This window comes from Mycolicibacterium peregrinum (assembly GCF_001665625.1).
Taxonomy (GTDB): domain Bacteria; phylum Actinomycetota; class Actinomycetes; order Mycobacteriales; family Mycobacteriaceae; genus Mycobacterium; species Mycobacterium peregrinum_B.
Genome location: NZ_LZSY01000065.1, coordinates 1 through 20,823, shown reverse-complemented (window position 1 = coordinate 20,823; position 20,823 = coordinate 1). Strand labels below are relative to the sequence as shown.

Annotated in this window: 15 protein-coding genes and 1 pseudogene; 13 read left to right on the top strand and 3 right to left on the bottom strand. The window is 61.9% G+C overall.

The window, feature by feature from the left end:
- Positions 1–31: 31 nt before the first annotated feature.
- Both A5779_RS33810 and A5779_RS08585 read right to left on the bottom strand, forming a co-directional pair.
- Complete coding sequence (locus A5779_RS33810) at positions 32–346, bottom strand: hypothetical protein (RefSeq protein ID WP_131811611.1); 315 nt, start codon at positions 344–346, stop codon at positions 32–34.
- A 96-nt stretch (positions 347–442) separates the two neighbouring features.
- Positions 443–733 (bottom strand): hypothetical protein, encoded by a 291-nt coding sequence (locus A5779_RS08585; RefSeq protein WP_064880851.1) that lies wholly within the window; start codon positions 731–733, stop codon positions 443–445.
- Positions 734–812: 79 nt separating this feature from the next.
- Here A5779_RS08585 and A5779_RS08580 point away from each other — a divergent pair, with 79 nt between their 5' ends.
- From A5779_RS08580 to A5779_RS08525, 13 genes are all read left to right on the top strand, one after another.
- On the top strand, positions 813–1,040 hold the full coding sequence (locus A5779_RS08580; protein WP_064880849.1) for a plasmid mobilization protein: 228 nt from the start codon (positions 813–815) through the stop codon (positions 1,038–1,040).
- Positions 1,041–1,772: 732 nt separating this feature from the next.
- Positions 1,773–3,758 (top strand): hypothetical protein, encoded by a 1,986-nt coding sequence (locus A5779_RS08575; RefSeq protein WP_236734692.1) that lies wholly within the window; start codon positions 1,773–1,775, stop codon positions 3,756–3,758.
- Positions 3,759–3,821: 63 nt separating this feature from the next.
- A complete protein-coding gene (locus A5779_RS08570) occupies positions 3,822–4,073 on the top strand; it encodes a hypothetical protein (protein ID WP_131811610.1) in 252 nt (83 codons plus the stop codon).
- A gap of 406 nt (positions 4,074–4,479) precedes the next feature.
- A complete protein-coding gene (locus A5779_RS33805) occupies positions 4,480–4,956 on the top strand; it encodes a hypothetical protein (protein WP_131811609.1) in 477 nt (158 codons plus the stop codon).
- A gap of 783 nt (positions 4,957–5,739) precedes the next feature.
- Positions 5,740–7,293 (top strand): ParB/RepB/Spo0J family partition protein, encoded by a 1,554-nt coding sequence (locus tag A5779_RS08560; RefSeq protein ID WP_082941593.1) that lies wholly within the window; start codon positions 5,740–5,742, stop codon positions 7,291–7,293.
- A gap of 335 nt (positions 7,294–7,628) precedes the next feature.
- Positions 7,629–8,501, top strand: coding sequence for a ParA family protein (locus A5779_RS08555; protein WP_064880841.1), 873 nt, complete (start codon positions 7,629–7,631; stop codon positions 8,499–8,501).
- On the top strand, positions 8,498–8,773 hold the full coding sequence (locus A5779_RS32875; RefSeq protein WP_236734691.1) for a hypothetical protein: 276 nt from the start codon (positions 8,498–8,500) through the stop codon (positions 8,771–8,773). Before A5779_RS08555 ends, A5779_RS32875 begins: the two co-directional genes overlap by 4 nt.
- A gap of 580 nt (positions 8,774–9,353) precedes the next feature.
- Entirely contained in the window at positions 9,354–9,836 is a 483-nt protein-coding gene (locus tag A5779_RS08550; protein WP_131811607.1) for a hypothetical protein, read from the top strand.
- Between the two features lie 61 nt (positions 9,837–9,897).
- Complete coding sequence (locus tag A5779_RS32870) at positions 9,898–10,605, top strand: transcription termination/antitermination NusG family protein (RefSeq protein WP_082941591.1); 708 nt, start codon at positions 9,898–9,900, stop codon at positions 10,603–10,605.
- Positions 10,606–10,915: 310 nt separating this feature from the next.
- Positions 10,916–11,725: a hypothetical protein gene (locus tag A5779_RS08540; RefSeq protein ID WP_207549049.1), complete on the top strand. Its 810-nt coding sequence runs from the start codon at positions 10,916–10,918 to the stop codon at positions 11,723–11,725.
- Positions 11,726–11,817: 92 nt separating this feature from the next.
- Entirely contained in the window at positions 11,818–12,417 is a 600-nt protein-coding gene (locus A5779_RS34260) for a hypothetical protein (protein WP_236734690.1), read from the top strand.
- 311 nt (positions 12,418–12,728) lie between these two features.
- A complete protein-coding gene (locus A5779_RS08530) occupies positions 12,729–17,984 on the top strand; it encodes a helicase-like domain-containing protein (RefSeq protein WP_236734689.1) in 5,256 nt (1,751 codons plus the stop codon).
- A 309-nt stretch (positions 17,985–18,293) separates the two neighbouring features.
- A complete protein-coding gene (locus tag A5779_RS08525; protein ID WP_064880833.1) occupies positions 18,294–19,280 on the top strand; it encodes an FtsK/SpoIIIE domain-containing protein in 987 nt (328 codons plus the stop codon).
- A gap of 835 nt (positions 19,281–20,115) precedes the next feature.
- Here A5779_RS08525 and A5779_RS08520 read toward each other — a convergent pair.
- Positions 20,116–20,742 (bottom strand): annotated as a pseudogene (locus A5779_RS08520) (IS3 family transposase); the annotation flags it as partial.
- Between the last annotated feature and the right edge of the window lie 81 nt (positions 20,743–20,823).

The following is a 20,823-nucleotide window of genomic DNA, read 5'->3' as shown; positions in this document are numbered from 1 at the left end:
CCAAACGCTTCTTCTATTTGACCATCGAAGGTCAATCGATCAGAGCGCCAAAACTGGCCGCGGCATTTTCGTCGCCCTCGGTAAGGATGCGGTTGGTGTTGTCGAGCTTGTCAGCGTGCGAGCGTGTCTGCGCGGCAACCCGGGCATACGCGCTCTCGCGAGCGCTGTACTCGCTCTGCTTGGACTGGATGTAGTCGTCGTAGACATCGCCGAGCATGCTGCGCAACATCTCTGGTGGGACGTGGCGGCTACGTCCATGGGTTTCGACCTGATCGGCGTACTCGCGCCACTGAGCAGCAGCGGCTGCGGCCTGATCTTGATCAAGTGAGATTTCGTTTCCCGACACCGGAACCCTCCAAACGGCTGCGCAACTAGTGTTCACTCATTGCCCAGTGTGCTGCATCGGTTCACTGCGCGCAAGGGGGCCGTGGTGCCGAGAGCCTCAGAGCCAGTCGGAGTCGATTGCCTGCAGCGCGGCCGCGATGATGTCCCATAGCGGGCTGGTGGTGCGGACGTAGTAGATCCGGCGCGAGTCGTCGGGACGTTCAATGTCGAGCATGCCAAGCTCGACCAGTCGAGCCAGCTCGTCGCGGATATTCGTCGGTGACGCATGTTCGATTCCGCGTGGCTCTGACTGGAAGAACCGATCCTTGGGATTGTTGAGCACCCACGCCGCGACCGCTAGCCGGCACTTACGGCCGAAAAGCAGTTCGCTAACGCGTGTCGCATCCACGTCTTCCAGTATCCACTTTCTAGAATCTAGAAACTAGTAACTGGATTGTAGATACTGGAAACCGGGATCGGAGCGACGAATGACCACCGCAGCAGCCACACGCCGCCGCTCATCGTCGGGCTCGGAGACCCGCCAGCGAGGCGACAAGATCGACGTGCGCCTCAACGATGACGAAGGCAAAGTCATCAGGGAGGCCGCCCAACTCGCCGGCCTCAAGCCCGCTGCATTCCTGCGCACCGCTGCTCTGCTCATGGCCAAGGGTGCGTTGCCGACCGCTGTCGAGCCTGAGGACCGCTTGGCCAGCTGACGGCCAAATAGAGCGACCGCATCTTCACGACGCGGTCTGACCGCGTGTCGCTGCGGTCAGACCGCGTATTCGCATGCCAATATCCCGGTATGACGCAAGCACAGTTTCATCACAAACCACAGTGCACCCTCCCGCACCTATAGTCAGGCGCGACTCACGCACCTGAACAATCAGCGTTCACTGATTGCTTTCGCTGTATAGTTCGACCACGATGGGTCAAGGGAAGGGGGGACACCCGTGTGGGCCCCTATCTCGACGCACCCCTTGCTCGCTGTCATCGACGTGGATGCCAGCGTTGGCCTGCACAACGAGTAGGAGGGGCTCGATCCGTACTTGTGACAACTGAACAGTAGGCCCGAAACGCAAAAACCCCGCCAGAGGCGGGGCTCACGTGAAAACCGAGTTAGCGGCTCGGAATTCATTTCGGTCCCCCATCACTGAGGAACCAAGACTTACCAGGTCTGGTCTCAGAGTAGACGCTACCCGTTGAGATCGCAATACGACTCGCGTAATTGGTTGCTGTCCGACTTCCTCCTCGCAGCTGGTCTCTTCCGGCGATGGGCCCCGAATCGAAACGCCCACGCCCACAACAGGTTCGACCAACCGTCGAGGACGACCGATGAAAGACCAAACCACGCACCCCACAGCATCAACGAACACGACACAACCACCTCAGATTCAGCGCCCTAACCTCAAAAGCAGCCCGGGGCTGGCCAATTCATGGACCGCTCGGTGAGCAGCGCCGCCGTCCTGCCCGGACAAACCATTCAGGCCCTCTCGCCACCTCCCACACCCCACGAAGTCTGGAAACGCCTAGCCCGGCTGATCGCGGCGCCCGGGCGCACCCAAATGCGGCTGTACAACGCCGATACCGAGAAGTTCTCGGACACAGGGAGGCTCACCGAATCGCTGCCGTGGCGCTCAGCGGCGGTGTATCTGTACACCAAAGGACGCACTCAGGTCCTGGTGCTCGACTTCGACGCCAAGCACCACAGCACCGAACAGGTCAAGGCCGACCTCGATACCGCTGCAGCATGGATCAGCTCATGCGGTGGTGTATTCATTACCGATTCGTCGACCAACGGCGGCCGCCACCTCATCGCTCCCCTGGCCATCGGCACGACCGCGTCATGTGACGAAATGAAGGCGCTGGTACGACTACTCGCCAGCCGCCTTCCCACACTGGACATCACGCCCATGGCCGGCGCCGCGAAGGGCTGCATCAGCGTGCCCGGATCACCCGACAAGAACGGCGGCTACCGCCAACTCGACGGCAGCCTCGAGGACGCCGTGGAGGCCTTCGCCACCCGATCGGCCCCCGACCTGCTGCCACGACTGCAGATGCTGCTCGGCGCATTCAAGCCATCCCCCCAACCCGCGCCCGAGGCCGCGACGGTGCGCACGACGGCCTCCATCGCCGATTTTCTCGAAGGCACTGGGGACGACGTCCGGTTGGCCCCGGCCTACTGCCGTACCGACGAACTGCCAGCCGACGTCGCTGACTTCGCCGCCTACGGAGTCTTGAACCCCAAACGCCTCACCTGGGAAACCAATCACCAGGCCCGTATGTCGGTGATCGTCAACGCGTTCGCCCGCGGCTACAGCATCGCCGATCTGCGCGAGCGCATCGAGCCCGGCGGCTGCTGGCACAACGGTCTCGGCAACGCCTACGACCGCTACAAGCACCGCGCCGAGTCGGCCTTAGAGAGGGACTTCACCAAAGCCCAGCACTGGTACATCACCAACGTCCTAAATTCCTCTCCCCCGCGGCACAAAGACAAGAAATACTCACCGGGGGGTAACACACGGGGGTGGCGCGGACCGAAGAATCTTCGAGACTGGCTCGCCAACGCAACGGCATGGGCAGATGCAGAGTTCGCCGGAAAAAGGTTGAGATGGACGGTCAGGGCGGTCCTACAAGCACTGGCTTTCTACGCTCTGGTGGCCGGTGAGCAACGATCAGGGACCTGGCTGGTAGGTGTGGGGGGTAGAACTCTTTCGATCGGCTCAGGGCTTCTGAGCGAGGACAGCGTGTGGCGAGTGCTTGCCGACCTACGCGAGCGCCCAGGGTCCCCGATCGTCCTGGTGCGCCAGGCTCTGGGCACTGAGGCCGATGTCTACGCTCTGACCAGCCAGAATCGCGTAGTTACGGATCCAGTCCGAGCGCAGCGGGCCCGGGTGGAGGCAGTTCACGAAGCGTGGAGCGTGATCGGCCACCACCTCCGCAATGTATACGAGCTCGTGGCCTATCACGGATTGACGAAGAAGACCGACCTGTACGCGGCCGCGGCGATACCGCGCGCCACCGGCGACACCATGGTTACAGCGCTCGAAATCGCCGGCCTGCTGACCAAATCAGGGTGGGGAGCAGTCGCGGCCGGCCACGTCAGCCTCGACGACATCGCTCGACAACACCACCTCGACCAGCTGCGCGAAGACCGTCTTGACCGGCACAAAGCCGAACGCGCGGCCTGGCGCAAATGGCTCGACGACCGCGAACAGCAACGCACCACCCAGCCAGCCCTATCTGACCCCGAAAGTGGATGTGCGCCAGCCAGCGTCGGCACCAACCACACCGAGGAACACGCCGCCTGGCGCGACGCGATGATGTCTACAGGCCCACCACCACGCGACGACGTCGACGACGAACACGACGCCATCGAATTGCTCTCCGACGTTCTAGGCGCCCGAATCCTCGCAACACCGTTGTCCAAGTGACACACTCGTCGAGCTGGTCAAGGCACGCCGCGTTGTCCGCGCGCCGCCGCAAGGTGATCGTCATTGATCAGGGTGAGAACGCCGACGAATCTGGTGCGTGACGTGATCGCCTGTATGGCGTCCATGGCGCGTAACCGGGCGAGGCGGGCGGTTACGCGCGGCCAAGAGGCCGAGGCGGTGGATGACCTGGACGCCGCCGCCAAAAAGCTCGCCGCCCCCGACCGAACCATCGCCCAGGCCAGCCGCCACTTCGACGAGCCTGGGGATACCGGCCCGTTATGCACCAACGATCGATTCACCTGGATGCGAAAATGACGTCAATGAAACGGGCATCTCATGCAAGTTCGCGACACGGAGGCAGCACCTTATGGGTGCAATAGATCCCCGCACAGCGTTGGAGACTTGTGAAAACTCACTCCGAGAACTGATGCGCTACGTCTACAGCCGCGAGTTCGGCAGCAATTGGCTCTCAACTGTTAGCAACTCAAACCAGCGAAGGACGTGGACAAACCGCTTCCAGGCCGAGCATGGGGTCCGCCCCGGGGTCGCGATACTCCCATCTGAAGGACTGGCCTACAGCGATTTCAGTGACCTCATCGTAATCGCCTCCAAACATTGGATACCGCTAGAACCTGCGCTTGGACCGAAAACTGAGACGCTTCCCCTACTTGCCAGGTTCGAACAACTCCGTAACAGCGTGGCACACAGCCGCGGAATCCTCATGTTCGAAGAAGACCTCCTCTCCGGAATCGCTGGCCAGCTACGAAACCAGGTAACCATCTTCATGAGTACGCAAGATCCGAGCGGCGATTACTACCCCAGAATCGAACTCATCACCGACAGCTTCGGGAACCGAATAACACCCGATCCTGGAGCAGTCACCGTCGCAGATTGCGATGGCGTATGCCGGCCAACGCAAGTCCTACGAGTTGGCGACAGCGTCGAATTCGATTGCACAGGAACTGACCCCAAGGATCGCCAGCTTCATTGGAAAGTACGGTCGGCCGGAGCGGTCGAACAAAACGAAGTAGCACCGAGCGGCACCCCGGTCCGGCTGCGCTGGACAGCCGGGATCACTGGTGAAAGGTGTGAAGTACAGATTCATCTGAACAGCCCGAGCCAGTATCACCGCCACTACAGCCATGACGGCCTGGTCTGTTTCGTATATAAGGTGCTTCCTCCCCTGGACAGCGAATAGACCGTGGTTGCAAACGCTCATGTCATAGTTCGGTACATGCGCGGGCTGTGGGAGGCGAAAGCTAAACCTCACCTTGGCCGATCGAGTCTTCGAGTGTGACGTGCGCGGTGTTCGCGATCGTGATCTGGAGGCTTGATCAACCTCGCCCGGCTCGGCGAACCCAGCACGGGTGTACAGAGTCCCCCTGGCAGTGGCCCGGTGGCAGGACGCGGAGCCACGCATGAGACCGAACCCGCGCCAGCGGGCGACGCCGCCGGCGATGAAGCGTCAACCCCGCACCGCCACCCGGTGGATCAGACGGCCTGATGAACAAGCGAACCTCAGATCCGCTCACCAAGAAGCAACGGTGTTTGTTGCTTCAACACCAACTGCCGCAACGGGTTACGGGCTCACATGGGCGCCACAGGCGTGTAGTCGCTCTGCCCGTCCGTCAGCAAGGATGATCTTGGCGGCGTTGTGGTCGCGATCGTGGACCGCCCCCGGATGTCGGAGATGCGCAGCAGTCCGTTCCCCCACCCAGGTGTAGAGCAGGCTTTGCTCGACGCTGGCTACGCCGCCACACCGTGTGTACTCTGCGCCCAGAGCCGCCAGGCCTCCAGTCGTCAAGTGTGCCTGGTCCTGAAAGGTGATGCACCGTGCATCACCTTTCACCGCAGCGGCTTCTTCTTCCGTGGTGGTAGCAGCAACTTCATCTTTCTTGGGCGTGTCGTTCGCCCAGCACCCATTGCCGCGCCATAATGTATGTCTTACATGCATTACATGTTTAAAGGGGTGTAGATAAGGGTGACTGGTACTTCAACCGCCAACAAGCACACGGCCCGTAAGGCGTCAGGCCGTAGGACGGCCAACAAGCTGACCCGTTACGCCGGCGGCGCGGAGAGTGAGGTCTTTCTCGCCGCGGCTAAGGATGCCAATCCAGTTGGCGGCATTACCGCTGGCTTAGCCTCGATGGCGGCAGCAGACGGTCAGCGGTTTATCGAGGCGCCCCCGTCGGCGATCGCCCCGCACCCCTACAACATCCCAACGAGGTCTATTCCTAAGCCGGATAATCCGCGGTGGGTAGAGCTGGTGAATTCCATCTCCGCGGTGGGCGTGCAGGTGCCGGTCCTCCTTGTTACCCGCAAGGCCTTCGTCGCCGCACGACCAGTACTCGCCGACCAGGTCTCCTCGGATGCCGAGTACATCACGATCTACGGACACCGCCGTTGCGCCGCCGCATTGGCGGCCGGCATAGCTGCCGTCCCGGCGGTGGTTGACGACACCGTACTGTCCGATGGCGGTGATCTTGATGCGATGGCCAATGAAAACCTCGGCCGCGAAGATCTTACTGAAATCGAGCAGGCGGAAATGTTCGCCCGCTACAGCGAACTCGGTTATGGACAGCGCGCAATAGCCGAGAAGGTGGGCATGAGCCAATCGACGGTGTCGCGCCGTCTGAGCTTATTGCTGCTGACACCCGAAGTGCTCGAAGCCGTCGCTGCGGACCGGATCCGTTCGACCGAGGCGGCCAAGCTAGCCGGCGAGTTGCCTTACGGCCCCCAGCGACCGTGGCAAGAAGAAGTTGAGCCCGAGCAAGATTCCGACGATCGCCGAGCCGATCAGATCGCAGCTTTCGAACTCGTACTGTCTGGAACGACGCCCGTGCGTGCCGCCGAGCGGGTCGTGGCCGAGCGTCGCGCTCGCAACCGCGCGGCCGAAGATGGGGTGGAAATCGTTGATGCGAAAGAGCGCTTCGGGCCGGACTATCAGCGGCACTCAATTGGGTCACCGGAGGAGGCGGCCGGCCCGATTGTCGCGGCGATCGACCCGCTCCAGGGCGGGCTCATCTACTTCCCGGCAGACCTCGACACAGACGCGTCTGCTGCCGACTCGACACAGCCGCAACGGCCCCCTGCACCCTCCCCCAACGAGGCCAAGCTGAACACGGCCGCCAAGAAAGCGCGGCGCGCGGCATGCCCTCGTCTGGTCTCCAGCCCGCCTCCACGGGAGAAGCTGCTCCCCCTGCTGGCAGGTCAGTACGCGGCCGGATTGTCCGCGCTTGCCTCAGGGTCTACAGGTTGGGCGTTGGCTTTCGAGTTCAGCCGGGTGGCGGGGCTGTCCACTGCCGCCGACCACCATGACGCCGCAACCTACCGACGGGCGGCGGCCAGAGAGACGGAGCTGAAACGGCAAGTCGAGATCGCCTGGGCATGCGCGGTGGCAGCTTATGAATTGCGCGCAGCGGACAAGAATCGAGGGTCCTGGGACCACCTTGATGTCACCTATCTGGAGCTACTCCAGGACCGTGCTGCGTACTCACCGACAACCTGGGAACTTGAGCGAATTGGTGCAGTCTAATGTCGGCCAAACCAGCTCTACCAGGGCTTTTGCGGAACCTTTCAGGACTGATGCACGGTGCATCACCCCTGAATGGCGTGGGGATCCAGAGGGTGATGCACGGTGCATCACCCCTGGCGCTCCCGTTAACCCCCCGGCCTGATTCACCGTGCATCACCCCTAATCGCGACGCCGCTGGCCGATGCGATTCACGGTGCATCACCTCCCGTCTCGAACTACCACCGCCCCGATTCACCATGGATCTGCGACGGTCTGTCAGACGTCCGGCCCGACGCACGTGCCACTCCCCCACCCTCCCGTTCCACTCCACCACTTCCATCTAGAGGAGCTTCACTATGGGAACGACCTATGTCTTTGTCAGTTTGGCTGGCAGTACTGGCAAGACCACAACGACGGTGACGCTAGGGACGCAGTTAGCCCTCGGGGGCCTGCGTGTAAGGATCGTCGATCTTGACAGCCAAGCCAACGCCAGCACCTGGCTGGGCTATGAAGATACCCACGGACGCACTATTGCCGACATTCTGCGCAACGACGCCACCGTGGCCGAAGTTGAACTCCCCGGCCGCGTCGTCAATGGATTCGACGAAAACGATGAACCAGTCTTCGGAGAGATCCCCAATCTGACCCTCGTCCCCGCTCGCCGGTCGACACTCGACCGAGTCATGATTGAGCTAGCCGCAGATCCAGGCGGCGTCATGCGCCTCCGTAAAGCACTTGCCGAGGCGGACCCGGTGGACGTCACGCTCATAGATTGCCCCGGCACCATGTCGACCCTTGTCGTCTCTGGAATCCTGGCGACGAGCGTCAGCGAGAATGCCGACAATCCGGCGGCCTGGGGTGTCATCGCTTGCGCTAAGCCCGCGTATAAGGAGAGTCGCGGCCTGCCCGATCTTGAAGCTCAACTGCACATCCTGCGTGAGACCTACCGAATGGACTTGCGCCTACTGGCGATCATTCCGTGCGTGGTGCCACCGACCAACTCGGGCCAGGTGTACATCGACCAGATGGAAGATCTGCGTGACGTTTACGGCGAGCTGGTCACGGGTGGTGTGCGGCGATCAAGTGTGGTCGACGAGGCGTTCGTCAACGCCACACCACTCCCCCTCTACGGGCGCAACGCCAAGCTCGTTAATGGCGATTACAAGGAAGTCCGGGAATATCTCGCCGAAAAGCTCGGCCTGTTTACCTCTCAGACCGTGCCGGCATGACATCAGAACAGGATCCGTCGCTTACGCGCCCTGACGATGACCAAGGACCACCGCCGGGGCGCACCACGGTTAACGTGAGCGGTGAGCTGCTTGCCGCGGCCCGGGGCGCGGTGCGGCTAGTGAGGGTGAAAACGGGACGCCGCTACTCGCTGCAACAATTCACCAACGAAGCGTTCGCAGCTCAGCTCCGCGTTATCGCCGAAACCTACAACGACGGACGGGCAATCGCGCCTGACGAAACGCCGCTAGAGAAGGGATTGCCCGGGGGGTGATGCACCGTGCATCACGACCACGATGTGGTTGCCGATAAGGTGAGCCTTCGTGTTGGCGCCTCGGCCCGACCAGATTTCGGTGAGCACATTCCGGCCTGTGGTGCCAGGTGCGCGCCGCTATCGGCCCTTGGGTACGACTGGGCCCGGGGCCATTGTTTGCTCAGTGCGACTTGCAAGCAACGCCAGCAAATAGAGTGCCAGCCAATTCACGCTAGAATAGTCACTGTGACGTAATGCCGGCGGGACGCCGTATCGGCCTAGCGGCGAACGTTCATCACGATTGAGCCATGATCTCTGCACGTACAGCCAAAAGTGCTGTACAGCAATATCTTTCAGTAGTTTAGCTAGCGCACGGTGACATGGACGGCTGGCGGCGGAACCTTGGGTATCGAGTTGGGGATGGATTGACCACGGTTATCCAGGTTGATATTTCGTTGAGCGCTAACCTGCCCTCCAGGTCGGCTCTCTACTTCGCCGGCGAGATCGCGCATCCACCTCGTCCGCAGATGTCGGACCGGCTCAGCCGCTACGCCGAGTCATTACCGCTTCGGTCGAGGCGATGCTCGTAGAGTTCCGTGGTGTGGATCAGGTTCTGGCTTGGGAGTCGTCGTGTTGGTGGGTTCAAGACTCCCTGCATGGTCTTGGCGCCTTCTTCACCTCCCCGGCCGCAGCCGGCCTCGCGGCCGTCGGCGCTGCTCTCATCGCGGCTAGGGAGGTCCGAGATACGCGCGCCGCCGACAACGAAGCCAGGCGCGACGATCGCAAAGCTGACAGCAAGGCTCGACGCGAAGATCGTGCCGCAGAGCTCGAACGGCGCGAGAGAGAAGACCTGCGCCGCAAGCAGGAAGACCTGTGGGCCAGGTTCCAGTGGGTCGTGGATCGATCGACCTCTAGAACCAAAGATCAGAAACCCGCACTAACGGCAGTCAGAGCCGTAACGATACTGACCTCCTTGCGCGATGCGGCACGCGCGAAGCCGCTAGATGACGATGGGCTTGCCCTGTTGATACAGAATTTTCTCGACCACATGATTGCTACCACTACTCAGGAAATCAGTGGCTGAAGGCAAGAGCTGGCACCGAGGTGACGGTTGGAAGACAATGAAGGGCACGCGGAGGTGATGAATGAGCTTGGATGACCTTCTTCTAGATGCTGACGTCGACGACGCAGCGGAAGCGGCGATCGCAGCGGCGATCGCGACGGTCGATGAACCCACCGCGAGTGCCACTGCCCGTGAACAGGCCGCCGAACTGCTCAGAATTGGCGTTGACGGTTTGAAGGAACGCTTGCGTGCCGCGCGGCGCAAGCCTCACCCACCTGCAACGGTGCGTAGGGGAGTGACGCCCTTTCCGAGAAGGTCCGTCGTGCGCAGTCCCTCTGCAGTGCGCCAAGAACCTAGCGCCGCGCAGAGAGGCGAACGGCTCGACCCGCCCGGCAACTGGTATCTCGTGCATTCTTATGCAGGCTACGAGGGCAAGGTCAGGGCCAATCTTGAGACTCGAGTGAAGAATCTGGACGCCAGTGGCGACGTGTTTCAGGTTGAACTTCCCATCGCAGACTTCAGGGAGGTCAGCAAGGAACACCCGGACGGCATCACTGTCCGCAAGCAGATGCCCGGGATGATCCTGGTTCGCATGAGGCTCAACGACAAGTCACTGGATGTGGTCAGAGGAACCCCGGGGGTCACCGGAATAGGCGGGGATCCAGGCCAGCCGCGCGAACTGGCTCTCGACACTGTCGTGAACTTGCTCCCAACCGACGCCGACTCCGATGCAGAATCAACCCCGAAGCGACGGGCCCGCGCCGGCGGCGACGTGAGCGAAGACGCCTAGAAGTCAAGGCCGTCCTAGGTCGATGTTTGCCGGCAGTGATGTCGGGCTAATTACCATCACAAATTGCTCATCGGCGTAAACACCAATCCGTACCCGCAATGCTCGGTGTGTTCTATTCGGATCACGTCTACGCATGTACCATCCACTACAGACTGAGATGAGTTTGCACAGGTGAGGAGGGACGGCCATCACCGCCGAAGAGGCGACCGACGTCGAAAATGACGCAGACGACGCCGCACGGACCATGCTCAGCGAGGGCCAGGCCGTCGCTGCCGTGGCAGCCCAAACCGGGCTGTCGAAGGAACGGGTTTTGGAGCTGGCCCGCAACACCGACATGCCCGACGTCGGCCTGCTCGCCAAAGAGGTGAACAACCGTCTGCGCGAACTAGGATTGAGCACGCTGCAGGCCAGCAAGCTCGGGTTTGTGTCCCGCTCCACCCTGACTCAGCTCGGAAAAGATGACCGCGTCCCCAACCGCACAACCCTGGCCCGACTAGACGACCTGTGCAGCTGGGAAGTCGGGTCCGCTCGCGACGCGATGTATGGCATCGCACCCAAGCCACGCGAACAGCACACCGGCACCACACGCCCGGTCTATGACCCCAACGCTGAAGAGGACTACGACAACCTCGCCCGCTGGATCGAGGAACGTCTACGCGAACTTAATTTGTCGAAAGCCAAGTTCGCTGCGATCGGCGGACCCGGCCGAACCACACTGGCCACGATGGGCAAACGTGGTTACAAGCCCACTTCAGAGACACTGGAAAAGATCGACACCCATCTGTTGTGGGAACCGGGCAGCACACTGGCCGCGCTCAAGGGCGGTATGCCGATCCGAAGGGGCCCGACGCCGACCCCGCATCCCGCGTTGATCCCACTCAACGCGATCAAGGATCGACTACGAGTTCTTGCCGCGCGCAACATGCGCCACCAGCAAGGACTTGAACAAACTCAAAAAGACATCGAAGAAGCGATTCGCCACGTGAACCTGGCGATCGAGGACTTAGGTGACCCACGTCGACGCGACGCTGTGGGGACACCGGGCACGGGCAACTCCCGCAATGGGGTCAACGCCGCAGATCACGAGGACGACGTCAACGAACAGGACGCGGACCCATGACGAGCAGCGTTGCGGGATCGAGAACACTATGGCACGGCGCGACGACCCCAAGCAGCCGGATTTGTTCAGCATCGAAGGGGCCGAGGATCTCCGTGAGTCATTGGATGAGGCAGGCCGTCGACGACGTGTACCCCCAATGGCTGCCACTGCCCGCGGAATGGAGCCCCGAACAGATCGAGCGGTTCCTGGATCAAACGACCCAGCGGTTGGACCGAATGGCGGGGGAGATGGCCGACGAACTGGCCGCGACAGCGATAACCGACTGGACCAGCCAACACGGCCAGCATCCCGACTACGTGACGACGGTGCGTTTGCGCGCGACCGCGATGCAGACAGCACGAGAGACGGTCGTTCGCCAGGAACTTCACGATCAGATCCCGCCGACGGACGAGACGATCGACTTCGATCCGCCACTGGCACAACCGACGCCGGCCAGCGAAGTGCCGTGGAACCAGCGGTGGAACAACGCACGGTATCGCAGCGAGCCGGGGGAGGAGCTGGAGGATCTGGCCCAACGAGTTTGGCCGGACCACCAGTTCTCAACGATGTTCCAAATCAAGGCCGCCTACCTGCTGATCGCCCGGATCGAGGACGGTCTACCGGTACCGGACGGCCCCCAGCATCCGCTGGCCAGCGACCTGGCGCCGATGGTGTACGACGACCTGCGCGACGACGGGTACCCCGTCGAGTAGAAGACGACCCCCAGCTCGACCTGTTCGATTCGTTCGACCAGCCCACCGACCCACGCGAGATCGACCCCGGCGGAACCGAACTGCCGGCGGCGAATCGACCAGCCTCCACGGCCCCAACCACCGGCACCCAACTTCCCCAGGTCAGCGCCGAACCGGTCACAGCCCCCGAGCCGGCCGTTATCGAACAGAGTGCCGCGCCACCTGCACCACAGCAGACCGCGCCCGCCACGGCGCCAAGCCTCGATCACCCTGCGTCACCGCACCTGGCAGCACCGTCGGCTCACGATTTCCAACCGGGCACCGATATTCGCGTGCCCTCCGGCGCCAAAGCGCGCATCCAGGCCAACATCGCTGTCATCGATGTGCTGGAACGACTTCGCGCCGAAGACCGACCCGCCACCGCCGAAGAGCAGGAAACACTGGCGTGCTGGTCGGGATGGGGGGCGGTCCCCGAGGTGTTCGATCGCCGTACCAACACCTACGCCGGCGAACGCGCTTACCTGCAAGACGTCCTGAGCCCTGAGGACTACCGCGCAGCTGAGGCCAGCGTGCTCAACGCGCACTACACCGACCCGCAGATCGCCGCAGCGATGTGGCGCGCCTTGTCTGAAGCCGGATTCGCTGGTGGCAGAGTCCTCGAACCAGGCTGCGGTTCAGGAACATTCATCGGCTTGGCACCACAAGAAGCAGTCATGGTCGGTGTCGAGAACGACCCCACCACCGCCGCGGTCGCGGCCGCGCTCTACCCCTCAGCCCAAGTTCGCTCGGAAGGCTTCGAGACCACTCGCGTCCCCGGCGCGAGCTTTGCAGCAGTTATCGGAAACGTGCCGTTTGGGCAGTTCACCGTCTACGACCCAGCCCACAATCCACAACGCTTCAGCATTCACAACCACTTCATCATCAAGTCGCTAGACCTCACCGCCCCCGGCGGCTACGTCATGGTGCTCACCTCCCGATACACCCTCGACAACGTCGACTCAAAAGCCCGACGCGCGATCGCCGAGCGAGCCGACCTCTTGGGCGCGGTACGCCTGCCCACAGCGGCCTTCCGCAGGGTTGCCGGCACCGAAGTTGTCACCGATGTCCTGGTCCTGCGCCGCCGCGACGAGAACGAGCCAGTGCGCGAAGCGTCATGGCTGCACAGCGAACCGATCACCCTGGACACCGACCAAGGGTTGGTCGATATCCCGGTCAACACCTACTTCCACGACCATCCCGAACGTGTACTCGGTGACTTCTCCGCTGGACACGGCATTCACGGTTCAGTCACCCTCAAAGTCACCAGCCGAGACAACACCGGCCTGGTGGACGCCCTCACCGGCCAACTCCACCAGATTGTCACCGCCGCCAAACAACACGGGTTCGGGCTGACAGCCACCGCGAGCACCTGCACCGAAGTCAGTGAAGCGACATTCGATCCCGGTCTCATCACCGCCGTAGATCGTCGTGCCCAAATCCCGCCGGACACACTGCGTTACAACCCCGAGACGCAAAGCATTCAACGGTGGAACCGATTCGGGTGGGAAGAGCAACCCACCCCCAAAAGCCAGATCGCCGAGACCCGTGAGCTCATCGACTTGCGTGACGCCGCTACCGCAGTGATCGCTTCCCAACGTGACGGCCAACCCGCCGCCGAGCGCGAGCAGCTACGAGGCCACCTCAACCGCCTCTACGACGCCTACGTCACCAAACACGGGCCCATCAACCGATTCAAATGGATCTACCCCAAACCCCCCACGCAACAAGCCCATGACCGCAAAGTCGCCGCCGCAGAAGAGCGCTGGCGCAAAAGTCAGGGCAGCGACGGCCGCCCCTACCGAGGACCAGTGCCAGCCGAACTCATGGCGCGCTGGGACGAAGCCGGATGGGCCGAACGCGCACCGTACAAGCGCCGCCCGCACCTCGATGGCGGGATGAAAAACGACCCGGGCTGGGCCGATGTTGCCAGCCTGGAGATTTTTGACGAACAGACGGGAAAGGCCCTCAAAGCCCCGATCTTCTCCGTCGACGTCCTCACCGCCCGCAACCAGCTCGAACGCGCCGACAACATCACCGACGCCCTGGCCGTCTGCCTGGATCGTCACCGCCGCGTCGACATTGATTACATTGCCGGCCTACTCGACATCTCCGCCGATGCAGCTGAACAACAATTGCGTGGACTGGTCTACCCGTCGCTCAACGACCCCGACGAACTCATTCCGGCCGCCACAGCACTGTCGGGCAACGTCCGCGAAAAGCTCGCCGCAGCCACCGCCGCCGCCGAACACAACAGCGCCTACAACGATTACGTCAGTGCACTGCGCACGGTGCTACCGCCAGACAAGGAAGCCTCCAGGATCAAGGCCCGCCCAGGTGCCCCCTGGATCGACGCGCGCTATGTCGCTCAGTTCGCCCGCGAGGTGTTCGGTGCCGAACGAGTCACCGTCGACCACGTCAACGGCACCTGGTCGGTGGAATGCCCCGACTACCAACGCACCACCGTGGCAATGACCGAGACGTGGGGGACCGGCAGCCGCGACGCCATCGAGCTGCTCGATGCCGTCTGCAACTCCAAACCCATTGTCATCGAACGCAGCAAGGAAGACATCGAGACCCGCGGCGGCCCCTCGATCGACACCGAAGCCACCTTCGCTGCCCAGGCCAAAGCCACCAAGATCACCGAAGAATTCCAGCGCTGGATCTTCAGCGACGATCAACGCCGCGAAACGCTGGTCACCGAATTCAACCGCCGCTTCAACAGCCTTGTCGCACCCCGGCACAGCGGCACCAGCCTCGCCCTGCCCGGACTATCCGAGCGTTTCGAGCCCCATCCTTACCAACGCGACGCCGTCGCACGCATCATCGCCGAACCCAGTGTGCTGCTCGACCATGTCGTCGGGGCCGGCAAAACGGGCACCATGTTTATGGCCGCCATGGAACTGCGCCGACTTGGCCTGGTTCAACAGCCCTGGATTGTGGTGCCCAACCACCTGATAGAGCAGTTTGGCCGCGAGGCCAAGCAATGGTACCCAGCCGCCAACGTTCTCATGGGAGCCGCCGCCACCGATCCCGAAGGCCGCCGGCGCCTGGCAGCACAGTCAGCGGCCACCGATTGGGACATGGTCATCGTTCCACAAAGCCTGTTCACCGCGATCGGGGTCAGCGACGAACTCAAAGCAGCCCACATCAACAAAGAGCTCGATGCACTGGAAAACCAACGCGCCGACGCGGTCAACAAAGTCAGCAAGAAACGCCTGGAACTAGCCGAAAAGAAGCTCAAGGCACGCCTGGAGGAACTGACCGACCAGAAGCGCAAAGACACCGGACTGCGATTTGAACAAACCGGATGCGACTACCTGTTCATCGATGAGGCGCATTTGTACAAGAACAAGGGCAGAGTCTCCAACATCGAGGAGCTCTCCTGCGCTGCGGCCTCCCAACGCGCCGAAGACCTGGCCATGAAAATCGAACTCCTACGCCAACGCCGCCGCGACGAAGGCCGCGCCGCCGGCCTACGACCCGACCAAATCGTGGAACGAGTAGCCACCTTCGCCACCGGTACCCCCATCGCCAACAGCCTCGGGGAGCTGTGGGTGATGCAGAGTTTCCTGCGCCCAGACTTACTCGAGGCTGCCGGGGTAGCCAACATCAACGACTGGGGCGCTACCTTCACCACCACGATCAACACAGTCGAAGTCAACGCCACCGGAACCAACCTGCGACCGGTGACCCGCGTCGGAAGATTCTGCAATCTACAAGAACTCCAAGCAATTTCAGGTGTCTTCACCGACGTCGTCAGCCGCGACGACGTACCGTTGAAGCTCCCAACTCTGGCTGGCGGACAACGCAAGATCATCAGCATCACACCGAGCCAGGAAGTCAAAGACTTCATCGCCGACCTCGGCTGGCGAGCCACCAACATCGACACCGAGCACCTCGAATACGACAACGTCCTCAAGATCTCCAACGACGGCCGTAACGTCTCGCTGGATCCGCGCCTGGCGCATCTGGACAAACCAGAAACCAGCCGAGCCTCGGTAGTCGCAGACGAAATCATGCGGATCCACACAGCCACCGCCGACAACATCTACCTCGACCCAGAAACCGGCCAGCCCATGCCGATACCCGGCGGCCTGCAGATAGTGTTCTGCGACCGCGGCACACCCTCCAAACACACCGACCAGTTCACCCTCTACGGCGCCCTACGTGACGAACTCATCGAACGCGGCATGCCAGCAGACAACATCCGCTTCATCCACGACGCGGTCAAACCCGCCGACAAACTGCGCCTCTTCCGAGACTGCACCCACGGAGCAGTGTCAGTATTGGTCGGTTCCACCGAGAAAATGGGCACCGGGACCAACGTGCAATCCCGAGCCACCGCTGAACATCACGTCGATGTGCCTTGGCGCCCAGCCGATCTCGAACAACGCGAAGGCCGAGTGATCCGGCAAGGAAATCAAAACGAAGTCGTCGAGATCCTCAACTACGTGACAGAAGGCAGCTATGACACGGTCATGTGGCAGAAAGTCGAAGCTAAAGGCACCTTCATCGACCAGTACCGACGAGGAAACGTCGTCGTCGATGAGATCGAGGACATCGCCGGCGGCGACATAAGCAACGCCGCCGCAGAAACCAAAGCGATCGCCACCGGCGACCCACGCTTCATCAAACAGGTCAAACTCGACGACGAGGTCAAACGACTGCAAGCGTTGGCCAACGCCCACGACGAAGCCAGCGCCCGCCGCCGACAACAACTTCGCCACTGCCACAAGGAACTCGACGCAATCAACGAAGACCTCACCCAACTCGACCCCATCCTCGACACCGTCAGGAGCAGCTGCGAACACCCAGCGGCGATGACAGTGGGGGAGCAGTCTTTCGCCGAACGCAAAAACGCCGCCGAACCCTTCGCCGCGGCCTGCCGCAAAACCTTCCAGGCCCTACGCGACAGCGCCCACTACGACCACCGACCGGTCGGAGCCACCATCAACGGCATCGGCATCACCGCCCGCCGTGACCACATCAAAGGCCAACTGATCCTCTCACTCGACGTTCCCTCACCCGAGATCGTGATCGAACGCGACGACCTGATGGCCAGCACACCCACCCTGACCGACGCCGGCGAAAACAGCGGCGCGGCCAAAGCACGCGGACTACTCAAACGAGCCGAAAACCTCTACAAGGACCTGCCCAACCATCACTCCCGGCTCACTCAGCGCCGCGCCCGCCTAGAAGCCGAAATCGACGACCTCGACTCAACGCAGCTGGGAGCGTTCGAGCACGCCGAAGAACTGACAGCCAAACGAGAGGAACTGTCGGTCTTGACCGCACAACTGCGCATGGAAGCTCAAAGCGACGCCGCACAAGCTGCCGCCGCCGAAGCTGCACAACGGCTACAACATGCCGGCCGCGAACCCGGCTGGTCCCTGCACCTCAACCCCACCCCAGCATTGATCGAACAATCCGGCCTGCCCGACGCGGACAGCTACCGCGCCGCACAACGATTCACCGAACAACGTCGTGCCGCCGAATACCGCCGCGAACTGCGGGGTCGCGATCAAGGACAGGACGGCCTTGAACTCTAAGCCGTGACAGCGAATTCGCCACCCGGTGGTAGCTTCAAACTTGACGTCAAGGGGCGCTCGGCCTGCACCCCCTCAGATTCAGAGCGCCCCTGACGTCACCAAATTCCCAAGCGCCCCAGCATCATTGCCGACCTCCGTCACAGCGGCCGCCGCTGCGCAACTCACGGCCGAGCCCGGCCTATCGGTCGTCGCACCCGTCGCGAGACTCTTCACGCTTCGACGCACCGCCATAACAGACCCATCGCATACGTATCGAACTTTGTACTGCAATGCATATTCCAATGCATATCCACATGTTAATGTCGACTCATGGTGTCAATCGATTCTGACGATCTGGTATCAGCCACCGAGCTCACGCGAAACACAGCCGCCCTGGTGAAGCTCGCCTCTGAAGGCCGACGACTGATCATCATCAACAAAAACGCGCCCACAGCCGCGTTGATCGGCATGGAAGATCTCCGCCGCCTCGACGCACTGCGAGACAACAACGAGCAGGGGACAGGTGCCGCGGTCGCGCAGCCCCACCCAAGCTCTGACGACTTCCATCAGGCACTCTTGGTCTGCGCCTTCCCAGTTGACGAAAATGAATCGACGCCCGCAAGCCTGCGAATCCCACTGGGCATCAATGCCTGCGGCGAACCGGTCCGGCTCGACATGGCCTCACCGGCGGCCGGCGGAACCGGTCCGCACGGCGCCATCATCGGGATGACCGGTCAAGGAAAAACGAACATGGCGAAGGTGATCACGACGGCACTGACCGTGCTGTATCGCCCCGACCAGGTGAACGTCATCCTGGCCACCGATGACCTAGACAGCCAATGGCAGTCCCTCGCGGACAAGCCCCACGTCAAACACGTGTTCGGCGATCTTTCGGGCCAAGCAGAGCAGTTGCGCAGTCTCCTGGACCACGAGGTTCACCACCGCCAGCAAAACTTCCGCGATTCCGAAGATCCGGAGAATCCTTCACGCCATCATCTGCCGCACTTGGTCGTGATCGTCGACGAAGCCGGCCGATACCCGGAGCTCGCCGAGTACCTCATCAACCAACTCGGCAGATCCGGTGGATCTCTCGGGATCCACTTGCTATTAGTGTTCCAGCGGCCCCCCAGGTCGGAACTTGGCGCCTTTGGATACCGAATCCTATTGCGCCTGAGGGATTTCGGCGACTCTCGGTACATGATTGGTTCATCTGCCGCAGCCATGCTCCCAGTGGGGTCAGCCATCCTCTCCGAGGGGGAAGATCCAAACGTTCACGCTGAGTTTGCAGCATTTCTCGCCTCACCCCAGTTCGAGTAGAACAGTTGTCTGACACAAAGCACAGTAGTAAACACAATGAGCAATTCATGAACGCTAAGTGTGCAATACTGTAGGTAGCCGCTTGACTGCAGCCCCTTGTCGGACCCTTGGACTACGGTCAGGCGCAAGGAGGCGAAAGTCAGCGCCAACTAGCGGAAAGGGGAGTGGCAGTGACCTTGCAGACCTACCAAAACTCACCGCCCGCAACGGCGTCCGCACGCGATCCGTGGTGGGAGTATGCCGCCGGCGCAGCTGCTGCGCTTCTGGCCGGATACGAACCCCCAGCCCTCCCAACGTTCGGGCCAGTCCTGCAATCCGACGAGAGCGTCTACATTCAAACCGAGGCACACTACAGTCGCCTACGAGGCGGTGGTGACGGACACTACGGCCGCTCCCGCACCATGATCCTTGGGGGAGTAGGACTCACTCTGGGCATGCTTGCCGCGCAAGGGATCATGGACCGCCGGCACAGGCGCCGCATCGAACGCGACCAAGTCCCAACATGGCGTGACCAATGCTATGTGCCCGTGACTGTGACAACGCATCGGCTGCTGTGCCCCTCATTTGATGGACAGCTGGAGTCATTCTGGTTCGTCCACGCAACCGAGTTCTACCCCGACCTGGCCCAGCGCAGCGTCACCCTGGCATTCGGAGATGAATACGAACCGCTACGCCTGACCGGACCGGCCGCGCCAGCGATCGCTCTATGGTCAGCCGTCGAAATCCTCGGTCCGCGTTGGCATGAAGATGTCCGATTACACCCGCTGTTTACTCGGCGCGGTTCCTGACGAAGACTTCCGCACTGGTGAGAGGGACCCAGTTGGTGGTCCAGTCGTTATGCGACTTGGGGTTGGTGGGTCGTGGTCCACTGTAGAGCGAACTCGGCTGGGGTGAGTTCGCCGTGGGCGGAGTGGGGTCGGTTGGCGTTGTAGTCGATCCTCCAGTCTTCGATGATCACCCGGGCTTCCAATAGTGAGTCGAAGCGCCATGAGTTGAGCAGTTCATCGCGCAGGCGGCCGTTGAACGATTCGATCCAGGCGTTCTGCCAGGGCGAGCCGGGATCGATGAAAAGTGAACCAGCACTATTGAATCGACACCAGTCGGCCACGGCGTGGGCCACGAATTCTGGGCCGTTGTCGAAGCGCACGTAGTGCGGCGCCCCATGGAGGAGGGCCAACCGATCCAGCACGGCGACGACGCCGTCGGCGTTGATGGAGCGATCAACCTCGATCGCCAGGGCTTGGCGGGTGAACTCGTCGATCACGTTGAGCATCTTGAGGGTGCGCCCGTCGGCGGTGGTGTCGAACTGAAAGTCCATCGCCCAGATGACGTTCGGGCGGATCGGGGACATCGCCCCCACGGCGACGCCGATGCCGGTCAGGCGCTTCCTGCGGCGTCGTTGCGGGACCCGCAGGCCCTCATCCCGCCACAGGCGGCGGATGCGTTTGTTGTTGGCCTTCCACGGCTTATCAGTAGTTAACTACACAATGTGGGCGCACAATGCGTGTTGAACTGCGTATTTATCGTCGGGTACATGTACTCT

Coding starts and splice junctions, on each gene's coding strand:
- A5779_RS32875 (WP_236734691.1), top strand. CDS start 8,498: ATGACATCAGAACAGGATCCGTCGCTTACGCGCCCTGACGATGACCAA.
- A5779_RS08580 (WP_064880849.1), top strand. CDS start 813: ATGACCACCGCAGCAGCCACACGCCGCCGCTCATCGTCGGGCTCGGAG.
- A5779_RS08555 (WP_064880841.1), top strand. CDS start 7,629: ATGGGAACGACCTATGTCTTTGTCAGTTTGGCTGGCAGTACTGGCAAG.
- A5779_RS33805 (WP_131811609.1), top strand. CDS start 4,480: ATGTTCGAAGAAGACCTCCTCTCCGGAATCGCTGGCCAGCTACGAAAC.
- A5779_RS32870 (WP_082941591.1), top strand. CDS start 9,898: ATGAGCTTGGATGACCTTCTTCTAGATGCTGACGTCGACGACGCAGCG.
- A5779_RS08525 (WP_064880833.1), top strand. CDS start 18,294: ATGGTGTCAATCGATTCTGACGATCTGGTATCAGCCACCGAGCTCACG.